The organism is Paenibacillus sp. V4I3, assembly GCF_030817215.1.
GTDB lineage: Bacteria > Bacillota > Bacilli > Paenibacillales > NBRC-103111 > Paenibacillus_E.
This window is the reverse complement of record NZ_JAUSZA010000001.1, coordinates 1,395,001-1,415,024: the sequence shown is the minus strand read 5'-3', so window position 1 is coordinate 1,415,024 and position 20,024 is coordinate 1,395,001. Positions and strand designations below refer to the sequence as shown.

At 44.6% G+C, this 20,024-nt stretch carries 15 protein-coding genes, 2 rRNA genes and 2 pseudogenes (1 of these 19 running past the window's edge); 1 reads left to right on the top strand and 18 read right to left on the bottom strand.

The window, feature by feature from the left end; all coding sequences use genetic code 11:
• The 8 genes from rlmB to QFZ77_RS06600 form a co-directional block, all read right to left on the bottom strand.
• Complete coding sequence (rlmB, locus tag QFZ77_RS06635) at positions 1-741, bottom strand: 23S rRNA (guanosine(2251)-2'-O)-methyltransferase RlmB (RefSeq protein ID WP_057304275.1); 741 nt, start codon at positions 739-741, stop codon at positions 1-3.
• A 53-nt stretch (positions 742-794) separates the two neighbouring features.
• Positions 795-1,226: a Mini-ribonuclease 3 gene (locus QFZ77_RS06630; RefSeq protein ID WP_307437787.1), complete on the bottom strand. Its 432-nt coding sequence runs from the start codon at positions 1,224-1,226 to the stop codon at positions 795-797.
• Positions 1,223-2,623 (bottom strand): cysteine--tRNA ligase, encoded by a 1,401-nt coding sequence (gene cysS / locus QFZ77_RS06625; RefSeq protein ID WP_307437783.1) that lies wholly within the window; start codon positions 2,621-2,623, stop codon positions 1,223-1,225. Before cysS ends, QFZ77_RS06630 begins: the two co-directional genes overlap by 4 nt.
• Complete coding sequence (gene cysE, locus QFZ77_RS06620; RefSeq protein ID WP_246321031.1) at positions 2,604-3,275, bottom strand: serine O-acetyltransferase; 672 nt, start codon at positions 3,273-3,275, stop codon at positions 2,604-2,606. Before cysE ends, cysS begins: the two co-directional genes overlap by 20 nt.
• Positions 3,276-3,621: 346 nt before the next feature.
• Positions 3,622-5,076: a glutamate--tRNA ligase gene (gltX, locus tag QFZ77_RS06615; RefSeq protein ID WP_307437777.1), complete on the bottom strand. Its 1,455-nt coding sequence runs from the start codon at positions 5,074-5,076 to the stop codon at positions 3,622-3,624.
• A 31-nt stretch (positions 5,077-5,107) separates the two neighbouring features.
• A complete protein-coding gene (gene ispF / locus QFZ77_RS06610; protein ID WP_307437774.1) occupies positions 5,108-5,593 on the bottom strand; it encodes a 2-C-methyl-D-erythritol 2,4-cyclodiphosphate synthase in 486 nt (161 codons plus the stop codon).
• Positions 5,590-6,294: a 2-C-methyl-D-erythritol 4-phosphate cytidylyltransferase gene (gene ispD, locus QFZ77_RS06605; RefSeq protein ID WP_307437773.1), complete on the bottom strand. Its 705-nt coding sequence runs from the start codon at positions 6,292-6,294 to the stop codon at positions 5,590-5,592. Before ispD ends, ispF begins: the two co-directional genes overlap by 4 nt.
• A gap of 184 nt (positions 6,295-6,478) precedes the next feature.
• A complete protein-coding gene (locus tag QFZ77_RS06600) occupies positions 6,479-7,546 on the bottom strand; it encodes a PIN/TRAM domain-containing protein (RefSeq protein ID WP_373462571.1) in 1,068 nt (355 codons plus the stop codon).
• 155 nt (positions 7,547-7,701) lie between these two features.
• On the opposite strand from QFZ77_RS06600, the gene QFZ77_RS06595 reads away from it, so the two are divergent.
• Positions 7,702-8,097, top strand: a complete 396-nt coding sequence (locus tag QFZ77_RS06595) for a DUF1573 domain-containing protein (RefSeq protein ID WP_307449307.1) — start codon at positions 7,702-7,704, stop codon at positions 8,095-8,097.
• 75 nt (positions 8,098-8,172) lie between these two features.
• Here QFZ77_RS06595 and pssA read toward each other — a convergent pair whose 3' ends face one another.
• From pssA to QFZ77_RS06545, 10 genes and pseudogenes are all read right to left on the bottom strand, one after another.
• Positions 8,173-8,922, bottom strand: coding sequence for a CDP-diacylglycerol--serine O-phosphatidyltransferase (pssA, locus tag QFZ77_RS06590; RefSeq protein WP_171642864.1), 750 nt, complete (start codon positions 8,920-8,922; stop codon positions 8,173-8,175).
• Between the two features lie 120 nt (positions 8,923-9,042).
• A complete protein-coding gene (disA, locus tag QFZ77_RS06585) occupies positions 9,043-10,122 on the bottom strand; it encodes a DNA integrity scanning diadenylate cyclase DisA (RefSeq protein WP_082562248.1) in 1,080 nt (359 codons plus the stop codon).
• A 40-nt stretch (positions 10,123-10,162) separates the two neighbouring features.
• A pseudogene (locus QFZ77_RS06580) lies at positions 10,163-10,531 on the bottom strand (magnesium chelatase domain-containing protein); the annotation flags it as partial.
• Positions 10,532-10,983: 452 nt separating this feature from the next.
• Positions 10,984-12,414: a DNA repair protein RadA gene (radA, locus tag QFZ77_RS06575; RefSeq protein WP_307437763.1), complete on the bottom strand. Its 1,431-nt coding sequence runs from the start codon at positions 12,412-12,414 to the stop codon at positions 10,984-10,986.
• A gap of 558 nt (positions 12,415-12,972) precedes the next feature.
• A complete protein-coding gene (gene clpC, locus QFZ77_RS06570; RefSeq protein ID WP_307437760.1) occupies positions 12,973-15,414 on the bottom strand; it encodes an ATP-dependent protease ATP-binding subunit ClpC in 2,442 nt (813 codons plus the stop codon).
• Between the two features lie 60 nt (positions 15,415-15,474).
• Positions 15,475-16,495, bottom strand: a pseudogene (gene mcsB / locus QFZ77_RS06565) (protein-arginine kinase McsB).
• A 65-nt stretch (positions 16,496-16,560) separates the two neighbouring features.
• On the bottom strand, positions 16,561-17,073 hold the full coding sequence (gene mcsA, locus QFZ77_RS06560) for a protein-arginine kinase activator protein McsA (protein WP_029196491.1): 513 nt from the start codon (positions 17,071-17,073) through the stop codon (positions 16,561-16,563).
• Positions 17,074-17,086: 13 nt separating this feature from the next.
• On the bottom strand, positions 17,087-17,548 hold the full coding sequence (locus tag QFZ77_RS06555) for a CtsR family transcriptional regulator (RefSeq protein ID WP_029196492.1): 462 nt from the start codon (positions 17,546-17,548) through the stop codon (positions 17,087-17,089).
• Positions 17,549-17,777: 229 nt separating this feature from the next.
• A 5S ribosomal RNA gene (gene rrf / locus QFZ77_RS06550) occupies positions 17,778-17,894 on the bottom strand.
• A gap of 117 nt (positions 17,895-18,011) precedes the next feature.
• Positions 18,012-20,024, bottom strand: a 23S ribosomal RNA gene (locus tag QFZ77_RS06545) (it continues 907 nt past the right edge of the window).

Below are 20,024 nucleotides of genomic sequence, written 5' to 3'. Positions count from 1 at the left end.
TTAACTCTTATTACGCTGTCTAACCACTTCATACATCAATACACCCGCGGCAACGGACGCATTCAAAGAATTCACATGTCCCGCCATCGGAAGCTTAACTAAGAAGTCACATTTCTCTTTAATTAATCGCCCCACACCTTTACCTTCATTACCGATAACAAGTGCTATTGGAATACTAAAGTTAGCTTTATACACGTCTTGAGCAGCGGTTACATCCGTTCCAGCGACCCAGACTCCCTGTTCCTTCAATTTCTCAATCGTCTGTGCGATATTCGTCACACGTGCAACGGGAACATATTCAACAGCCCCAGCTGAAGTCTTGGAAACCGTAGCCGTAAGTCCGACGGAACGACGTTTGGGAATAATGACGCCATGTACACCTGTGCAGTCTGCTGTTCGCAGGATCGAACCCAGATTATGCGGATCCTCGATCTCATCAAGAATCAGGATAAAAGGTTCTTGCCCGAGCTCTTTGGCCTTAGCTAGAATATCTTCTACTTCGACATACTCATAGGCAGCAACTTGCGCTACAACCCCTTGGTGTTGAAGTCCTTCAGCCATTTGATCCAGCTTGCGCTTGTCCGTAAACTGAACAATAATGCCTACATTTTTGGCTTCCGCTACAATAGGACCTGCGAATTGCTTCTGAGCACTTTCTGCGATCCATATTTTATTAATCGTCCGACCTGCACGAAGCGCCTCCAGAACGGAGTGCTTCCCGCCGATATATTCTTCATCCATTCCTGTTCCTCCTAAAAGTTTTGCTTGAACAATACGATCACCTTTAGATTAAGCTACTTGTTCTGCTTGAAAGAAATCGCAAAGTCTAATATTTCCTTTAATCTCTCAAAAGATTGTTTATAGTACAAATATCCGATTAAGCACTCAAACGCGGTGCTGTGCCGGTATTCCAGCACTTCCGCGTTTTTGGCTATAGTTCCTGATTTGGCATTGCGTCCCCGCTTCACCATGTCTACTTCTTCTTCCGATAGCATAGGCATCAAAGCCTCCAACAATTTGGATTGTGCTTTGGCTGAGACATATCCTGTCGATGCTTTGTGCAAATGGTTCGGCCGATGGTTAGCTCCAGAAATGACATATTGTCTGATGTACACTTCATATACAGCATCCCCTATATAAGCCAATACAAGCGGATTTAGTAAATGAGGACTTTTAGAAGGCGGAAAAATAAAAAGGTTCGCAGCATCATGGATGGACTCGCTCATTTACGGCGCCAGCGTATTCCCTGTGGTGTATCCTCAAGGAATATCCCTTTCTCTGTGAGCAGATCACGAATTTCATCCGCGCGGGCCCAGTTCTTCGACTTACGCGATTCAGTCCGTTCGATAATCAACTGCTCAATCTCTTCATCTAACAGCTCATCCGTTTGCTGCGAAAGAATCCCTAAGGTTTGATCGAATGCTTGCAGCTGATCCAAGAAAAGCTGCAGCGCGGCAGCATTTACCCGCTCCTGCTGCAGGTACAGGTTCGCTTCAGCAACAAGGTCGAATACCGCTGTAATAGCATCCGGAGTATTGAAATCGTCATTCATCTTATCATCAAACTGGCTCGCAATCGCAGCCAAGCGATCCGTTAATGCTGATTCTATTTCGCTAGTCGCAGAAGCAGTAGTAAGTCGGTGCTTCAAGTTGTCATAAGCATTCTGGATACGCTCTAACGCATTAGAGGCTTGTTTCAAGCTCTCATCGCTGAAATTCAGCGGATTGCGATAGTGCGCGGACAACATGAAAAAACGGAAAACTTGCGGCTTGATTTGTTTAACTAGATCACGAATAAGAATCCCGTTGCCAAGTGACTTGGACATCTTCTCATTGTCAATGTTAAGGAATGCATTGTGCATCCAATAGTTAGCCATTGGATGACCTGTTACAGCTTCCGTCTGAGCGATTTCACACTCATGATGCGGGAAGGTCAAATCTTGTCCGCCACCGTGTATATCAATCGTTTCACCCAAATATTTGCGTACCATGGCGGAGCATTCGATATGCCAGCCTGGACGGCCTTGGCCCCATGGACTATCCCAAAAAATTTCTCCCGGTTTGGCCGCTTTCCACAGAACAAAATCCTGAGGACTCTCTTTGCGATCGTCTACTTCAATACGGATACCGTATTGGAGCTCTTCCAGATTTTGATTGGATAACTTACCATACTCAGCAAATTTGCTTGTTCGGTAATAAACGTCACCGCGGGCTTCGTACGCGAAATCTTTCTCAACGAGAGCAGCAATGAAATCGATAATTTCCTGGATGTTCTCTGTCACACGCGGATTCAAGGTAGCATCGTGAACGCCAAGGGTTTTGACGTCATCCAAAAAGGCTTGAATGAATGTTTCTGCAAGCTCTGGAACGGTAACAGCCAACTCCTCGGCTTTACGAATCATTTTATCATCCACATCGGTAAAGTTCGTAATATAGGTTACTTCATACTTCTGAGATTCCAAATAGCGACGTACAACATCGAAGAAAATAACCGGTCTGCCGTTACCAATATGAATATAGTTATACACAGTAGGCCCGCAAACGTACATCTTCACTTTGCCTGGTTCAATTGGAACGAATTCTTCTTTTTTCCGCGTTAGCGTATTATACACTCTGAGTGTCATGTTCTCTCGTTTCTCCATTCTTAAGGCGTTCTTGTTCAAGTTGTTGTTTTAAATCATTAATCTGATTCTGTAATTCCTGAAATATATCAACAATGGGATCAGGTAAGTTCCCATGGTCCAAACGATTCACACGAACCCCGTCCCGCTTCACAAGTTTAGCAGGGATCGTGACGACGGTGCTATTTGAAGGAACTTCCTGAATGACTACCGCATTAGAACCAATACGTGAATTTTCGCCTACAAGGAAAGAACCGAGAATTTTGGCACCAGAGCCAATAACTACATTATTGCCAATAGTTGGATGTCTCTTACCTTTTTCTTTACCCGTCCCCCCTAAGGTTACGCCTTGGTATAGGATGACATCGTCGCCAATCTCACAGGTTTCACCGATAACAACACCCATGCCGTGATCAATAAACAGCCTTTTCCCTATCGTTGCACCCGGATGAATCTCAATACCTGTCATGAACCGGCTCCACTGCGATACAATACGAGCGATTGTATACATCCCCCGCTTGTAAAACCAATGGCCGATTCGATGAGACCAAATCGCATGAAGCCCAGAATACGTAAAAACAACCTCAAACCAGCTGCGTGCAGCCGGGTCGTTATCGAATACGGCGGATATATCAGATTTGATCGTTGCCCACATGTTCTCACCTTCTCCGTAGAAAATCATACAAGGATTCTTATCAAGCAAAAAAGCCCCTGCAGCCATATGGCTGCAGAGGCGTAGTTATCGCGGTTCCACTCTGCTTGGTGACTCGGAAGTCTCCCAACTTAGGTTCCCGTAACGTGGGTATTCCGGCTGCGCCTACCCTACTCTTACGAGTATTCGGCGCGGCAGCTCCCAGGTGCATTTCCGATTACAGGAATTGGATAACTCACAGCCAAAGCCTTGCGGCTTCGATTATCCTCTCTGATAAATCCCTAGTTAAACGTACTCTCCTGATCATTGCATTCGATATTGAACTAAGTATAGCGAAAAGAAACCCGCTTTACAATAAGTTCCTTAGACGTGAGGCGACTTTTTCTTTACCAAGTAAGTATAGGGACACATTTAAGTCCGGTCCGTGTACTTGTCCCGTTAACGCAGAACGAATCGACATGAACAGTTGTTTCCCTTTGAAGCCCGTATCCTTCTGCACTTGTTTCAGCAAAGCAGGGATGGCTTCTACAGTGAAAGATTCCGCTTGCTCGACTTGCGTAAGGAAGCTAGCTAGCACAACAGGCACATGCTCCTCTTTCAACACAGCCGAAGCTTCCTCATCGATAATCAGCTCTTCTTTGAAGAAAATGCTCGATAGTTCGACAATCTCTGCTGCGAAACGCATTCTCTCTTGATTGAGGCCTACCAGAGCCGTTACCCACTCTTGAGCTGCAGCATCCAAATCACCTTGGATGTATCCAGCTTTTTGCAGATGCGGCACACTAAGCTCAACCACTCGGGAAAGAGGGGCCTTTTTCAAATAAGCATTGTTCATCCAATTCAATTTATCCATATCAAACACAGCCGGACTTTTGGATACGCGATCCAGGTCAAACTGGGCAATAAGTTCTTCCTTCGTGAACATTTCTTCTTCGCCGCCAGGAGACCAACCGAGCAGGGCAATGAAGTTAACAACAGCTTCAGGCAGATAGCCTAGCTCTTTGTACTGCTCGATAAACTGAATGATGGATTCATCCCGTTTACTCATTTTTTTACGATCAGGATTCAAGATAAGCGCCAAATGAGCAAATTCAGGCACAGGAAGTTCCAGTGCTTCGTACATGAGGATTTGTCTTGGTGTATTGGACAGATGCTCCTCACCGCGAATAACCAGATTGATTTTCATCAAATGATCGTCCACAATGACAGCAAAATTATAAGTTGGAATGCCATCGGTACGTGCAATGATGAAATCGCCAATGCCATTGGATTCAAATTCAACATGCTCGCGCACCTTGTCCTCGAAGCCGATAATCCGGTCTTCTGGAACACGGAAACGAATGGAAGCCTTACGTCCTTCAGCTTGATAAGCAGCAATCTGCTCAGGTGTTAAGTTACGGCATTTACCTGAATAACCGCCCATTTCTCCGCGTGCTTCTTGCTCTGCCCGCTCTTGCTCCAAATCTGCTTCAGAGCAATAGCAATGGTACGCAAGGCCGCTCTGAACCAATTGATCGAGATACGTCTGATAAATATCCAGTCGCTCCATCTGGCGATAAGGACCGTATGGACCTCCGATATCCACGCTCTCGTCCCACTCCAAACCAAGCCATCTAAGACCGTTCAATTGATCTTCAATTCCGGACTCTTTGTGACGCGTTTGATCCGTATCTTCAAAACGAACAACGAACGCACCGCCATGGCGACGCGCCAATAAATAATCAAACAGTGCTGTACGGGCACCGCCAATATGTAAATGTCCAGTCGGACTAGGTGCATAACGCACACGTAAAGGCTGATTCATGTGTGTACCCTCTTCTCCCCAATATTATCTGCTATTCTAGCACATCTCGAATTAAACAAACAACCGATTGCGCAGCAATTCCTTCGCCTCGACCCGTGAAACCAAGCTGTTCCGTCGTCGTAGCCTTCACGTTGACTTGATCTGGCTTAGCATCAAGCGCAGCTGCAATAATTTCTACCATCTGCGGGATGTACGGCGCCATTTTGGGCTTCTGTGCTATGATCGTAGAATCCGTATTCCCAAGTAGATAACCTTTGTCCTTAGCCAGCTGCCAAACCTGCTTCAGCAGTTCTAGACTATCCGCATCCTTGAACTCTGCAGCCGTATCCGGGAAATGCTTTCCGATATCGCCTAAGCCCAGTGCGCCTAAAATAGCATCGCTAATAGCGTGCAGCAGCACATCGGCATCAGAGTGACCGAGCAGCCCTTTTTCATAAGGAATTGTCACGCCTCCAATAATGCACTTGCGGCCTTCCACCAACTGATGAACATCAAATCCTTGTCCTACGCGAATCATAGCTGTCCCTCTCCCCTTACGTTGTGTAGTATCCATTCTGCCCATGGCAAATCTTCCGGTGTCGTAATCTTAATATTATAATAGTCCCCTTCGACCACATGTACCGTCGTTCCTATTCGTTCCACTAACATCGCATCGTCCGTCCCCATGAAATTATCCTGAAGAGCCCGTTCATGCGCTTCCTGTAGAAGAGAAAACCGAAAAGCTTGCGGCGTTTGGATCGCCCACAAGCTTCGTCTATCGGGTGTAGATTGAATTCGTTTCTCGGTATCTACGATTTTGATCGTATCCTTAACAGGAACGGCCAGCACTGCTGCATCCTGTTCTTGCGCTTTCAACAGGCAATCGAACACATGTTCTTTTTTCACGAAAGGCCTAACACCGTCATGAACGAGTACCCACGTTGTATCCCTCTGTAAGGAGTCCAGACCCCGTCTAACGGAATCTTGACGTTCGGCGCCTCCTGCTAGCACATGAGTGACCTTAGAAAGAGCGTAGTCCTGTATGTAGCCTCTACAGCGATCTACATCAGTTCCCCCAGCAACGAGAATGATTTCATCCACTTCATGTATGTTTTGAAATAATTGCAAGGTATGTACCAGAATTGGCTTGTGTCCCAGTTGTAAGTATTGTTTACTTTCAGCCGTTCCCATTCGCGAGCCCTTGCCCGCTGCCACGATGATAACTCCTAGCTTCCCCATATGACCTCCAACTAAGTGCTTTCTGAAAGAAAGCTTTCTTCGTAAGCATAGGCCCAAGGATAAACGACTCCGTCGTCCTTTTTGGACGAGCGGTTTGTCAAAGTAGATGCAAAGCAACAGTATAAAACCTATACTTTCCCATCAACTAGTAAGAGCTATGTTACATCTCCTTATCATACTGGTTTTACTGTGCTTTTTCCAATAGTTTCGGTTTCGCGAAAATCATACGTCCCGCCGATGTCTGCAGAACACTTGTGACCATCACTTCTAATGTCATCCCGATGAATTCGCGCCCGCCTTCCACCACGATCATCGTACCATCGTCCAGATAAGCTACACCTTGTCCATGCTCCTTGCCATCCTTAATGACTTGAACTATGATTTCTTCACCAGGCAGGACAACAGGCTTCACTGCATTCGCGAGGTCGTTGATATTGAGCACCGAAACACCTTGCAGTTCACATACTTTGTTTAGATTGAAATCATTCGTAATCACTTTGCCCTGCAGTACTTTTGCGAGCCGGACTAGCTTGCTATCTACTTCAGATATTTCTTCGAAATCTCCTTCGTAAATGAGCACTTTCACTTCAAGTTCCTTTTGGATTTTGTTCAAAATGTCCAGACCGCGTCGACCGCGATTCCGCTTGAGTAAATCCGATGAATCGGCAATGTGCTGCAGCTCTTCCAAGACAAATTCCGGAATAACGAGGGTTCCCTCAATAAAGCCTGTTTTGCAAATATCAGCGATCCTGCCATCAATAATGACACTAGTGTCGAGAATCTTATGCTCCTCATAAGGACGGTGCGTCTGCTTCTCCGGGCCTGTGGATCGGCTCTTTGCAATGATCTGAACCAGCTCTTCCCGCTTGCTGTAACCGATACGGAACCCCATTACAGCTAGTACAGCAGAGACAATGAACGGTAAAAAGGGACTAGCCCACTTCGCCTGCTCTAATACAGGGAACACCAATACCGATATAAGCAGTCCAATGACTAACCCTAATGTACCCGAGAGCAAATCGGATACCGGGATATCCGCTACATTCCTTTCGCCTCTCATAAGCAGCTTCATTCCCTGACTAGCAACCCATGACGAAAGGAAGAACATACCTACTGCGCATAAACTATTAATCCAGATAACTTGTCCCGCATCACCCATTAACGCTGTCTTTCGAAGGATCGAATCACTCCAACTATAACCTAAACTACCACCCATGATGGCCAAAATGATTTGTACCCATTTCCTCATCACAGATTCACCCCCTAAATCAAACTTGTTTTAAGCCTTATTACAATTATGTTCCAATTTCTCCAACGTTAATCACTTCTTTACATGGAAAATTGAAATATTAGAGGGCTTCCTTTATAATGAAATTGGAAGTTACCAACACACCCGAGGTGGATGGAATGAGCTCCTTGACTTTAAAGCAGTTTCAGGATCAAGTATCCGAATTGTTACTCCGTCACCGAAGTCTGCTTGACGTCTTATCCAAGTTTCAACAGTCTGGCGCAGCTACTAATCGTTCCGTGGTCAAATCTATTACGGAATGTGGATGTATTCAGGTTCATGCAGCCAAGCAAGAGTATCATCCTGAGATGACTTTGGATGAGGCCAAGAATGTACTTGGCACTCATGTATCTGGTCACTTATGTGAACAATGCATTGAGGTCGTAAGTACTGAACTAGGTAGAAATCTCTTCTATATGTCCGCACTTAGTAACATCCTAGACGTTAATTTGGAGCAAGTCGTTGAGAACGAATCGAAGAAATGCACAACACTGGGACTATTCAACATGTCATGAAGACGAAAAAAAAGCATTTATTTTCTCTCTGAATCATCAGAAGAAAATAAATGCTTTTTATTTTCGAAACATGTGTTAAACGTCCGATTTCACTGAATTCGTGTCGTCCATGCCACGTCTTTTGTTCTTTCTCCGGAGACGGATGAAGAATCCATCAACGTTTTTTTTTAGGCCATATAGCGCGTACGCTAACAGAGGTACGAAAATCATTTTAGAAATCGATTCCGGCCATTTGATAGCAATCAAAATTGCCACAGCAACGATAATTGGCGTAATCCAGATCGCTGCTTTCGGAATACCGGCTTTCTTGAAGTTCGGGTACTTTACTGTACTTACCATCAAGTAAGACAATAGAATTGTACTCACCAACAAGACATACACGTTAATTTCGTTCACGAATAACGCTAGTGTACAAAGTACACCGCCTGCTGCTGGAATCGGCAAACCGATGAAATAACCAGGTGTACCTGCAACGACATTGAAACGAGCTAAACGAAGAGCTCCACAAATCGGGAAGATCGCTGTAACAATCCAAGCAAATGCCGGACTAATCACACTCGGATCATTAAATGCAACCACATACATGATAAAGGCTGGTGCTACACCGAATGAAATGACATCGGAAAGCGAATCTAACTCTTTACCGAACTCACTCTGCGCGTTCAAAGCTCTGGCAACACGTCCGTCAAGTCCATCAAGCAACATAGCGACAATGACGAGTACTGCTGCAATTCCGTGTTCACCACTGAAAGCGAGAATAATTGACAATACACCTAGGAATAAGTTCCCTACTGTAAAAAGACTGGGAATTGATTTCGTTAACATATGTTTTTGTCCACCTCTGGATTTACTATACCCTAATCTCGACTTAATAAAACCTCGACTGCATTAAACTGCCTTGACTTAACAAAACCTCAACAATGATACTTTATGATTGTATCTAGTTTAAATATGTCTGTCAATGAACACTTGTTCCTGAATTCTTTTGAGACCTTCCTTAATGGCGCGTGCTCTCACCTCTCCGATTCCGTCAACTTCATCCAATTCTTCAATTGTCGCCATCATCATGTGAGGCAGATAACCAAACTTTTCGACCAGATTGGCAATAATGATAGACGGTAGCCGCGGAATTTTCCCTAAAATTCGGAACCCTCGAGGAGAAACCGGTTCTTCGGCAATAGAATTCGTATGCGGATATCCAAGCAATCGGATGATTTGGTGCGGCTCAAGCAGTTCATCCGAGGATAAACGCTTTAAGCCTGCTTGCATTTCTTTGACGCGGTCTTCCGATAAATCACGTACATAATCTTTTACGATCAAACGCGCTTCAAGTTCCGCATTCCCAACAAGTTCTTCAAGCTGCATGCTTATGAGGCGGCCTTCATTACCTAGCTCATTGATGTATCGATTAATCTCGGCCTTAATGCGCAGCACCATTTCAAACCGAGCAATGACATTGGTAACATCGTGCAGGGTAACCAATTCCTCAAACTCGGATGCGCTTAGATTGGTCAGCGACTGATCCAGTACGACTTTGTAACGCTCCAATGTCTGGATCGCTTGATTCGCTTTAGTCAGGATTACACCAATATCTTTCAGCGCATAACGCAAATTACCTTGATAAAGAGTTATGACATTGCGCCGCTGTGAAATCGAAACAACCAATTTGTTTGTTTGCTTCGCAACACGTTCGGCTGTCCTATGCCTGATTCCCGTCTCCGATGATGAGATAGAGGAATCTGGGATTAATTGTGTGTTCGCATATAGGATGCGTTTGATGTCCTCACTGAGGATAATCGCGCCATCCATTTTGGCAAGCTCATATAAATAATTGGGGGAAAAATCACAATCTATAGAGAAACCGCCATCCACGATTTCCGTTACTTCTGTACTATAACCAACTACAATAAGTCCACCCGTTTTGGCACGTAGGACATTCTCTAACCCATCACGGAACGGTGTACCAGGTGCTACCATTTGCAGCAGTTGGCTCATGACGTCTCGCTTTATCTCTTCTTTGCTCATCATTTTCCTCCTGAAGGCTTGCAGGTTGAATGATCACGAGTTAACCCAGTGCCGCTTTCAATGCCTCTGCTACCGTGTTCACTCCGATAATCTCCATACCGGACGGATGAGTCCATCCCTTCAAACTTTTCTCCGGCATAATTACTCTAAGGAATCCAAGCTTTTCCGCTTCCTTCACACGTTGATCAATCCGGGATACACCGCGGACTTCTCCTGTCAACCCAATCTCACCGAACACCACATCATAGGGCCTGGTCGGCTGATCCTTAAAACTGGATGCAATACTAATGGCAATCGCTAGATCGACTGCCGGTTCATCAAGCTTTACTCCACCGGCCACATTCAGGTAAGCATCTTGATTTTGTAAGAACATACCCATGCGATTCTCCAAAACGGCTATAATCATGGAGTTCAAAAATGCCGATTTCATTCGTCGAACCAAATCGATTCTTGACTGCACGCCCAATTCTCAATAAAATTCTTTTACACGATATAATAGACGATTGGATTAGACAGCATCCCAACCAATGCTCATAACATTTGAATAAACCATTTGAAGCATATCCAATGAGTCCCGTCTATAATCTTCTTCTTCTTAAAGCAATCCCTCTACATATATAATACATTTCACATTCGAAATTCATGCTGCTTTGATCCAACCTAACACCCTTAATCCGAACTGTACTACTGGATGGAGTCCAGTTGCTAAATCCTTACAACTAAGTATAACGGAAAATTCATTCCTTTAAAAGAAGTTGTAAATAATGAAAGAACAGTTCTAATTTTCTTACAATAACCAGTTTAGATTATAACTAAGTTCAAAATTTTATCATCAATCTAATGGTTCAAATTGGCTGTTGTCTAATTATCTTCCTCATCCCAAGGTGCTTTCTCCTCTTTGCCTTTAGAAGCAGTGCCAAATACAGAGTGGATGACTTGGCTCAATGTCTTACATGGGATTACCTTTATTGTAGAAAACGTAGTTGTGCTTTTCAATCCATTGAGCGCAACATAGACACGTTTGAAACCCATTCTTTCAAGTTCTCTAATTCTTAGTTCTAACGTAGGTACTTTTTTTAATTCACCTGTTAATCCAATATCTGCGATAAATACAGTATCATTTGGGATACCTTGATTCTTGCAGGAAGATACAATGCTCATTATCGCGGCTAAATTTGATGATTGTTCTTTTAAACGAATACCGCCTGTCGTTTTAACAACCACGTTCTTATCATGAAGAGGGATATTGGCTCTTTGCTCCATGATGCTGATAAGTGTATTCACATGGTCCTTTTTTAAACATTCAGCAATCCGGCTTGGGTATGGCATGAACGTGGTTGATACCAAACTTTCTATTTCCAAAATGATGGGTCTTGTGCCTTCCTTAACGACTGTTAATGCACTTCCACTAACTACATCATTCTCGTCTCTTTGTGTCATAAAGAACTCTGAGGGATTATCAATAGGTGTCAATCCTTGCTCACCCATTGTGAAAAATCCAAGCTCTCCTGTGCTGGCGTAGCGATTTTTAGTCGAAAATAGCTGTTTTAGCTCCTCGCCTTCCTCCCCCTCGAGAACAAGAACAGCATCTACCAAGTGTTCTAATGCTCTTAATCCAGCTAATTCGTTATCTTTGGTCATCTGCCCAACCATTATAATGGCTCTTGGTCTTTGTGCATCTTTTGCGACCTTTAAGAGAGTATTCGCGCATTCCATCGTCTGCGTGGGTGAACCAGGTCTTTGCGGATATTCTTCTAATACAAAAGTTTGAATACTATCAATAATAATGAGGTCAGGGTCTACTTGGTCAATACAACCTAAGACATTATTCAAACTATTATCAGAATAAACCCAAACGTTTTTATGAATATCTTGCAAGACTCGCTCTGCTCTTCTCTTTATCTGACTATCACTTTCTTCACCTGAAGCATACAGGACTTTCAATCCTTGCTTTGCCACATCATCTGATATTTGCAATAAGAGTGTGGATTTTCCAGCACCTGGAACAGCCGTAATAATCGTAACAGAATCTTTAACGATTCCTCCACCCATTACACGATTAAATTCATTGTACTTGGTAACAATCCTATCACTGTTTTGGGATACGGTATCTGTAAGACGGTTTATGATAACATTCTTCTTTTTATTTATGCCCTTCTGACCACCACTAGGAGCGTTTATAACATCATCTTCTTCAAGGGTATTCCACTCACGACAACTACTGCACGAACCTTGCCATTTTGGATGCTCTTGACCACAACTGGTACATTTATATATGGTTTTCTTTTTCATAGTTAAGATTCACTTCCCCAATTAATTAAATAGTTTTACAAACTACTCCAATAACTTAATTTTTTTCCACTGGAATCGTCAATTTGCTTTGCTCTTCTTGCTTTATTTCAAGAATCAATTTGAATGCTTTATTTTCCTTAAATAATTGTTTATTTCTATCATACATTTTTTTATGCATTTCTTACATATTTATCAACATGGTTAATACCGTTTGAGATACATTATTTATTTCAACAAACTTTATTACGTTCAAAGTAGCAAATGAGCTATTATCTGCTACATATTCTATGTCTTTCTTGATCAGCTTCTTATAATACTTATTTACTTTAATCTTTACTTCTTTATCTCTTCCAAAATTATGATATTCAATGCCGTCGATAGACAGCTCTTCTTTGGAAAAACGAGCAAGTTCTGTAAAAGATATTTTCCATTTAGCCTCTATCAGATTCAAAATATTTATGTAATAATGTCGAATAGCTCATTTGATGGGCGCTGTGATAAATAAAAAGCATTTTGCTGCACCCTAGGTAGGATGAAGCAAAATGCTTCTTTGCTTTATTATTTTACGGCTACGCCTTCGCCCTTCAGGACAACAAGTTCGCCATCTTTCTCATCAATGGTCAAGGAGTCGCCTTTGGCAATATTGCCTCTGAGCAGTTCCTCCGATAAGCGATCCTCGATATGCTTTTGAATCGCTCTACGCAGCGGTCTCGCTCCGTAAGTCGGATCAAATCCTTCTTTGGCAAGAAACGCCTTCGCTTTGTCTGTTAGCAAGAAATCAACCTCTTGCTCTTTCAGACGTTTGCGTAGATCATCTGCCATTAGGCTGACAATTTGCGCAATATGTGCTTCATCCAAGGAGTGGAACACGATAATTTCATCGATACGGTTAAGAAACTCAGGACGGAAGCTTTTCTTGAGCTCGCCCATTACTTTATCCTTCATATTGGTATAATCTCTACCTGCATCGACAGCAGCCGTAAAGCCAAGCGAGGAATTTTTCTTAATCATATCCGCACCAACATTGGATGTCATAATAATCAATGTGTTGCGGAAATCAACCGTACGTCCTTTGGAATCTGTTAAGCGACCATCTTCCAGCACTTGCAATAGAATGTTGAACACTTCTGGATGTGCTTTCTCGATCTCATCGAGCAGTACGACTGAATATGGCTTACGGCGTACTTTCTCAGTGAGTTGACCGCCCTCTTCGTATCCAACGTAACCCGGAGGCGCTCCTACTAATCTTGAAGTCGAGTGCTTCTCCATGTATTCCGACATATCAATACGGACTACCGCGTTATCATCACCGAATAGAGATTCTGCTAATGCGCGTGCTAATTCGGTTTTACCAACACCCGTTGGTCCAAGGAATATGAAGGAGCCCATTGGACGCTTCGGATCTTTCAGACCTGCTCTAGCGCGGCGAATAGCACGACTTACCGCTTTAACAGCTTCTTCTTGGCCAATGACACGCTCATGAAGAATATCCTCCATTTTGAGCAGACGCTCTGTTTCTTCTTCAGCAAGTTTACTTACCGGAATTCCTGTCCAGCTCGCCACAATTTGCGCGATATCATCTGGCGTTACTTCTGTGTCCAAGCGACCTTGCTTTTCTTTCCATTCATTCTTCGTTGTATCCAGCTCTTCGCGAAGCTTTTGCTCCGTATCACGAAGTCCAGCCGCTTTCTCGAATTCTTGACTTTGAACCGCTGCATCTTTCTCCTTACGGATGTTATCCAGCTTGCTCTCAAGTTGTTTCAATGAAGGCGGTGTTGTGTAAGAACGGAGCCTTACTTTGGAGCTCGCCTCATCGATCAAATCGATCGCTTTATCCGGTAAGAAACGGTCCGTAATGTAACGATCGGAAAGCTTTACAGCTTCTTGAATCGCAGCATCCGTAATTTTTACACGATGATGAGCTTCATAGCGATCACGCAATCCGTAAAGGATTTGAATAGCTTCCTCAGGAGATGGTTGATCTACTGTTATAGGTTGGAAACGACGCTCTAAAGCGGCATCTTTTTCAATATACTTACGATATTCATCCAACGTTGTAGCACCAATACACTGCAGCTCGCCTCTAGCAAGTGCCGGTTTCAGGATGTTGGAGGCATCAATTGCACCTTCCGCTCCGCCAGCGCCAATCAAGGTGTGAAGCTCATCAATGAATAGTACGATATTGCCCGCTTGACGAATTTCGTCCATGATCTTTTTGAGACGGTCTTCGAACTCACCGCGATACTTGGTCCCTGCTACAACAGAGCCCATATCTAGCGTCATAACTCTTTTATCCTTCAACGTTTCCGGAATTTCATTGTTAATAATTTTCTGTGCAAGGCCTTCAGCAATCGCTGTTTTACCAACGCCAGGTTCGCCGATCAGTACCGGATTGTTCTTCGTTCTGCGGCTTAACACTTGAATGACACGCTCAATTTCTTTGCTGCGCCCAATCACAGGATCCAAATGACCCTCTTTGGCATACGCCGTCAAATCTCTCGCTAAACCATCCAATGTAGGCGTGTTTACATTTGGATTACTACCATGACTTGGTGACACAGTCTCGCTGCTTCCAAGCAATTGAAGGACTTGTTGACGTGCTTTATTCAAAGAGACACCTAAGTTATTAAGGACTCTTGCAGCAACACCTTCTCCTTCGCGAATAAGCCCGAGTAAAATATGTTCAGTCCCCACATATGTGTGACCTAATTTTCTCGCTTCATCCATCGAAAGTTCAATGACCTTCTTCGCTCTCGGTGTATACGCAATGTTGGTAGGCTGTTCTTGTCCTCTGCCAATCAGCGACTCAACTTCGTCTTGAATTTTCTCAAGACCTAAGCCCAATGCAACGAGCGCTTTAGCGGCAATGCCTTCCCCTTCACGAATAAGACCTAGTAAAATGTGCTCCGTACCAATATTGTTATGCCCTAAACGAACAGCTTCCTCTTGAGCAAGAGAGAGCACCTTTTGCGCACGTTCCGTAAATCTTCCAAACATCATAGAGAACACCTCCAAAATTAGTATATCTATGGAAATCCTAAAGGATGAATCTTATCTTTCTTAAACCCTACCAAATCTTTCGCGAATCAACTCAGCCCTGCGTATATCTCGCTCTTCGGCACTTAATTTCTCACCGGCATATTGCTGAAGAAAACCGGGCTGCGTCATCACCAACAGTTCATTCAGAACATTGGATGAAACGTTGTTGATAATTCCAAGGTCAATGCCAAGTCTCACATCTGATAAACGCTGCGCGGCTTCTTTCGAATCCATGATTCCCGCATAAGACAGAATACCTAATGAACGGTTCACACGATCTATTATCCGCATTCGGGACTCTTGAATCAGCTTATGTCTCGCAGCACGTTCATGCTCTATAATTTGCCTTGCTACACTGTGTAAATTATCAATAATCTCGTCTTCGGATTGGCCAAGCGTAATTTGATTCGATATTTGAAACAGGTTTCCTAAAGCTTCGCTGCCTTCCCCATATAATCCTCTAACTGTCAACCCAACTTGCGTAACAGCAGATAAAATCCGATTAATTTGTTGGCTTAGCACTAGCGCCGGTAAATGCATCATCACCGAAGCACGGATGCCGGTACCGACATTCGTAGGGCAGCTTGTTAAGTAGCCCCTCTTTTTCGTCATATCCGTAATCCAGTTGTGTTTCAAAGATATCATCGATTTGGTTCGCCAAATCCCATACTTCTTTAATCTGAAAACCGGGACATAAACATTGTATGCGAAGATGATCCTCTTCGTTGATCATAATACTAATGGATTCATTTTCACTTAAAATAACGGCGCCATTCCTGGACTCGTTAGCTAAATTAGGACTAATTAAATGCTTTTCTACCAAAACCATTCGCTCAAGCTCATTCAGATCCGAAAGCGGAATAAGCGAAAAATTGCTTATCGTCTCTAACTCATCATTTTCAAGCACACCGGACAATTGATCCAGCACTTCTTGTGATTGTTGATTCGTCGCTAGCATTGGATAAGGGTAGTCCCTAAGGTTGCGAGCAATGCGGATCCGACTACTGATGACGATATCCGATTCAGGCCCTTCGCCTTTCATCCATTCACTTAATGCATCTGCTGTAAACCGCTGTGATGTCACTGGATTCACACCTCCTTACAAACTCACATACCCGCAATCTTCTTCTCAATTTCACGAATTTGATCACGAATCTTTGCAGCCTGTTCGAACTCTTCTTGTTCGATACAGGTCATCATATCCTTCTTGAGCGTATCAATTTCCCGCTTACATTGGATGATGCCACCACTTCGCTTGGGCACTTTCCCAACATGAACGATATTTCCATGCACCCTTTTAAAGAGAGGATCTAACTTTTCTGAAAAGCTTTGATAGCATGATCCGCAACCAAAACGTCCTAATTTACTAAACTGAGAATACGTAAGTCCACAGCTCTCACAACGGATTGCCTGAGACTTTGCAGCGGATAGAGATGACGGTTCGAAATCAAGTAATCCTGATAACAGATTGTGAATCGAAAATCCGTTGGATGTTCCGGGAATCATTTCACCCTTCTCACGAGCGCAATTCTCACAAATGTGGAACTCGTTCTTGTCTCCATTCACAATCTTTGTAAAATGAAGAGTCGCCGGTCGTTTCCCGCATTCCTGACAAATCATTTCATATGCCTCCTCATCTGCTAAGCAAGGATATCAGCATTGCTTTAAGAATCTTGGCCCGAATTTCATCGCGCAGCGGGAGCTTGAAGGTCAACACATCTCTCGAAATTGCGGCCCGAATCAGGTTAGCTTCTCGTGTTGAAATATAGTGGCCTTCCTGCAGTTGGTATACGAGTCCTTCTGAAGTAACTTGATCAATGTGCGTATGAATCGTGCGAAAAATGTGGTCTAAAATGGACCCGTGACTCTTGAGCTCGATTTTTTGGATACGAATGTATCCACCACCGCCGCGCTTGCTTTCCACAATGTACCCTTTTTCCAAGGTAAACCTTGTACTTATCACGTAATTGATTTGGGAAGGCACACATTGGAACTGATCAGCCAGATCATTGCGTTGAATCTCGATGGCTCCTTCGGAACTTTGCTGCAGAACATGTTTTAAATACTGTTCAATAATCTCTGATACGTTGCGCATCAATTCGTCCTCCCAGATTGCCAGAAGTAAATTGACTTTGACTTTCTTTGACCTTAACTAGATTATAATCATTTCCTTTCTTTTTGACAAGTACTGCTCTTAAAATGCAATCCTTAATGATCCGATATCCAAAAGTGAACCTTACTATTGTTGACCTTACCTACAGTTTTATTCGAAATAAAAACAAAAAAGCCTTCTTGAGATTTCTCTCAAAAAGGCTTTAGCTTGTGCTTGGCAACGTTCTACTCTCCCAGAACCCTGCGGTTCAAGTACCATCGACGCTGGAGGGCTTAACGGTCGTGTTCGAGATGGGAACGCGTGGGTCCCCTCCGCCATCATCACCAAACAGTCAAAGCGTGGTTTGCGCCTTGAAAACTAGATACGAAACTTGCGTAAAGGTAGAGCTCTTAGGTTTTCTGGGCGAATCTGAGAGACTTTAATCTACGATTAAAGATCCCTATATTAGGTTAAGCCCTCGACCGATTAGTATTCGTCAGCTGCATACATTGCTGCACTTCCACCTCGAACCTATCAACCTCGTCGTCTACAAGGGGTCTTACATACTGGGAAATCTCATCTTGAGGGGGGCTTCGCGCTTAGATGCTTTCAGCGCTTATCCCCTCCGTACATAGCTACCCAGCGATGCCTCTGGCGAGACAACTGGTACACCAGCGGTACGTCCATCCCGGTCCTCTCGTACTAAGGACAGCTCCTCTCAAATTTCCTACGCCCGCGACAGATAGGGACCGAACTGTCTCACGACGTTCTGAACCCAGCTCGCGTACCGCTTTAATGGGCGAACAGCCCAACCCTTGGGACCTACTTCAGCCCCAGGATGCGATGAGCCGACATCGAGGTGCCAAACCTCCCCGTCGATGTGGACTCTTGGGGGAGATAAGCCTGTTATCCCCAGGGTAGCTTTTATCCGTTGAGCGATGGCCCTTCCATTCGGTACCACCGGATCACTAAGTCCGACTTTCGTCCCTGCTCGACTTGTAGGTCTCGCAGTCAAGCTCCCTTATGCCTTTGCACTCTGCGAATGATTTCCAACCATTCTGAGGGAACCTTTAAACGCCTCCGTTACATTTTAGGAGGCGACCGCCCCAGTCAAACTGCCCACCTGACACTGTCCCCATACCGGATCACGGTACTAGGTTAGAACTCCGATACGATCAGGGTGGTATCCCAACGATGCCTCCACCCAAGCTGGCGCTCAGGCTTCAAAGGCTCCCACCTATCCTGTACAGATCGTACCAAAGTCCAATATCAAGCTGCAGTAAAGCTCCATGGGGTCTTTCCGTCTTGTCGCGGGTAACCTGCATCTTCACAGGTATTAAAATTTCACCGGATCTCTCGTTGAGACAGCGCCCAAGTCGTTACGCCATTCGTGCGGGTCAGAATTTACCTGACAAGGAATTTCGCTACCTTAGGACCGTTATAGTTACGGCCGCCGTTTACTGGGGCTTCAATTCATAGCTTCGGAACCGAGGTCCCTAACCACTCCTCTTAACCTTCCAGCACCGGGCAGGCGTCAGCCCGTATACTTCGCCTTGCGGCTTCGCACAGACCTGTGTTTTTGCTAAACAGTCGCTTGGGCCTTTTCACTGCGGCCCCCTCGGGCTATTCACCCTACCGAGGCACCCCTTCTCCCGAAGTTACGGGGTCATTTTGCCGAGTTCCTTAACGAGAGTTCTTCCGCGCGCCTTAGAATTCTCTTCTCACCCACCTGTGTCGGTTTGCGGTACGGGCACCTTCGCCTGGCTAGAAGCTTTTCTTGGCAGTGTGAATTCATGACCTTCGGTACTTAAATTTCCCTCCCCATCACAGCCCAGCCTTATCGATGTGCGGATTTGCCTACACATCAGCCTCACTGCTTGGACGAGCATCCATCAGCTCGCGTCACTATCCTTCTGCGTCACTCCATTGCTCATAACGGCTACGGTGGTACAGGAATTTCCACCTGTTGTCCATCGACTACGCCTTTCGGCCTCGCCTTAGGTCCCGACTTACCCTGAGCGGACGAGCCTTCCTCAGGAACCCTTAGGTTTTCGGCGGATCAGATTCTCACTGATCTTTTCGTTACTTATACCGGCATTCTCACTTGTATGCGCTCCACCTGTCCTTACGGTCAGAATTCTACGTACATACAACGCTCCCCTACCCATGCACATACGTGCAAGCCATAGCTTCGGTGGCGTGTTTAGCCCCGTTACATTTTCGGCGCAGAGTCACTCGACCAGTGAGCTATTACGCACTCTTTCAATGGTGGCTGCTTCTAAGCCAACATCCTGGTTGTCTGTGCAACTCCACATCCTTTCCCACTTAACACACACTTGGGGACCTTAGCTGATGGTCTGGGCTGTTTCCCTTTTGACAATGGATCTTAGCACTCACTGTCTGACTCCCGGATTTAAGTTTGTGGCATTCAGAGTTTGACTGGACTTGGTAACCCTTGGCGGGCCCCGCACCCAATCAG

Bases quoted from the DNA above. Each gene is read 5' to 3' on its own strand.
- rlmB (WP_057304275.1), bottom strand. From the start codon at position 741: ATGGATGAAGAATATATCGGCGGGAAGCACTCCGTTCTGGAGGCGCTT.
- QFZ77_RS06630 (WP_307437787.1), bottom strand. From the start codon at position 1,226: ATGAGCGAGTCCATCCATGATGCTGCGAACCTTTTTATTTTTCCGCCT.
- cysS (WP_307437783.1), bottom strand. From the start codon at position 2,623: ATGACACTCAGAGTGTATAATACGCTAACGCGGAAAAAAGAAGAATTC.
- cysE (WP_246321031.1), bottom strand. From the start codon at position 3,275: ATGTGGGCAACGATCAAATCTGATATATCCGCCGTATTCGATAACGAC.
- gltX (WP_307437777.1), bottom strand. From the start codon at position 5,076: ATGAATCAGCCTTTACGTGTGCGTTATGCACCTAGTCCGACTGGACAT.
- ispF (WP_307437774.1), bottom strand. From the start codon at position 5,593: ATGATTCGCGTAGGACAAGGATTTGATGTTCATCAGTTGGTGGAAGGC.
- ispD (WP_307437773.1), bottom strand. From the start codon at position 6,294: ATGGGGAAGCTAGGAGTTATCATCGTGGCAGCGGGCAAGGGCTCGCGA.
- QFZ77_RS06595 (WP_307449307.1), top strand. From the start codon at position 7,702: ATGAGCTCCTTGACTTTAAAGCAGTTTCAGGATCAAGTATCCGAATTG.
- pssA (WP_171642864.1), bottom strand. From the start codon at position 8,922: ATGTTAACGAAATCAATTCCCAGTCTTTTTACAGTAGGGAACTTATTC.
- disA (WP_082562248.1), bottom strand. From the start codon at position 10,122: ATGAGCAAAGAAGAGATAAAGCGAGACGTCATGAGCCAACTGCTGCAA.
- radA (WP_307437763.1), bottom strand. From the start codon at position 12,414: ATGAAAAAGAAAACCATATATAAATGTACCAGTTGTGGTCAAGAGCAT.
- clpC (WP_307437760.1), bottom strand. From the start codon at position 15,414: ATGATGTTTGGAAGATTTACGGAACGTGCGCAAAAGGTGCTCTCTCTT.
- mcsA (WP_029196491.1), bottom strand. From the start codon at position 17,073: ATGATTTGTCAGGAATGCGGGAAACGACCGGCGACTCTTCATTTTACA.
- QFZ77_RS06555 (WP_029196492.1), bottom strand. From the start codon at position 17,548: ATGCGCAACGTATCAGAGATTATTGAACAGTATTTAAAACATGTTCTG.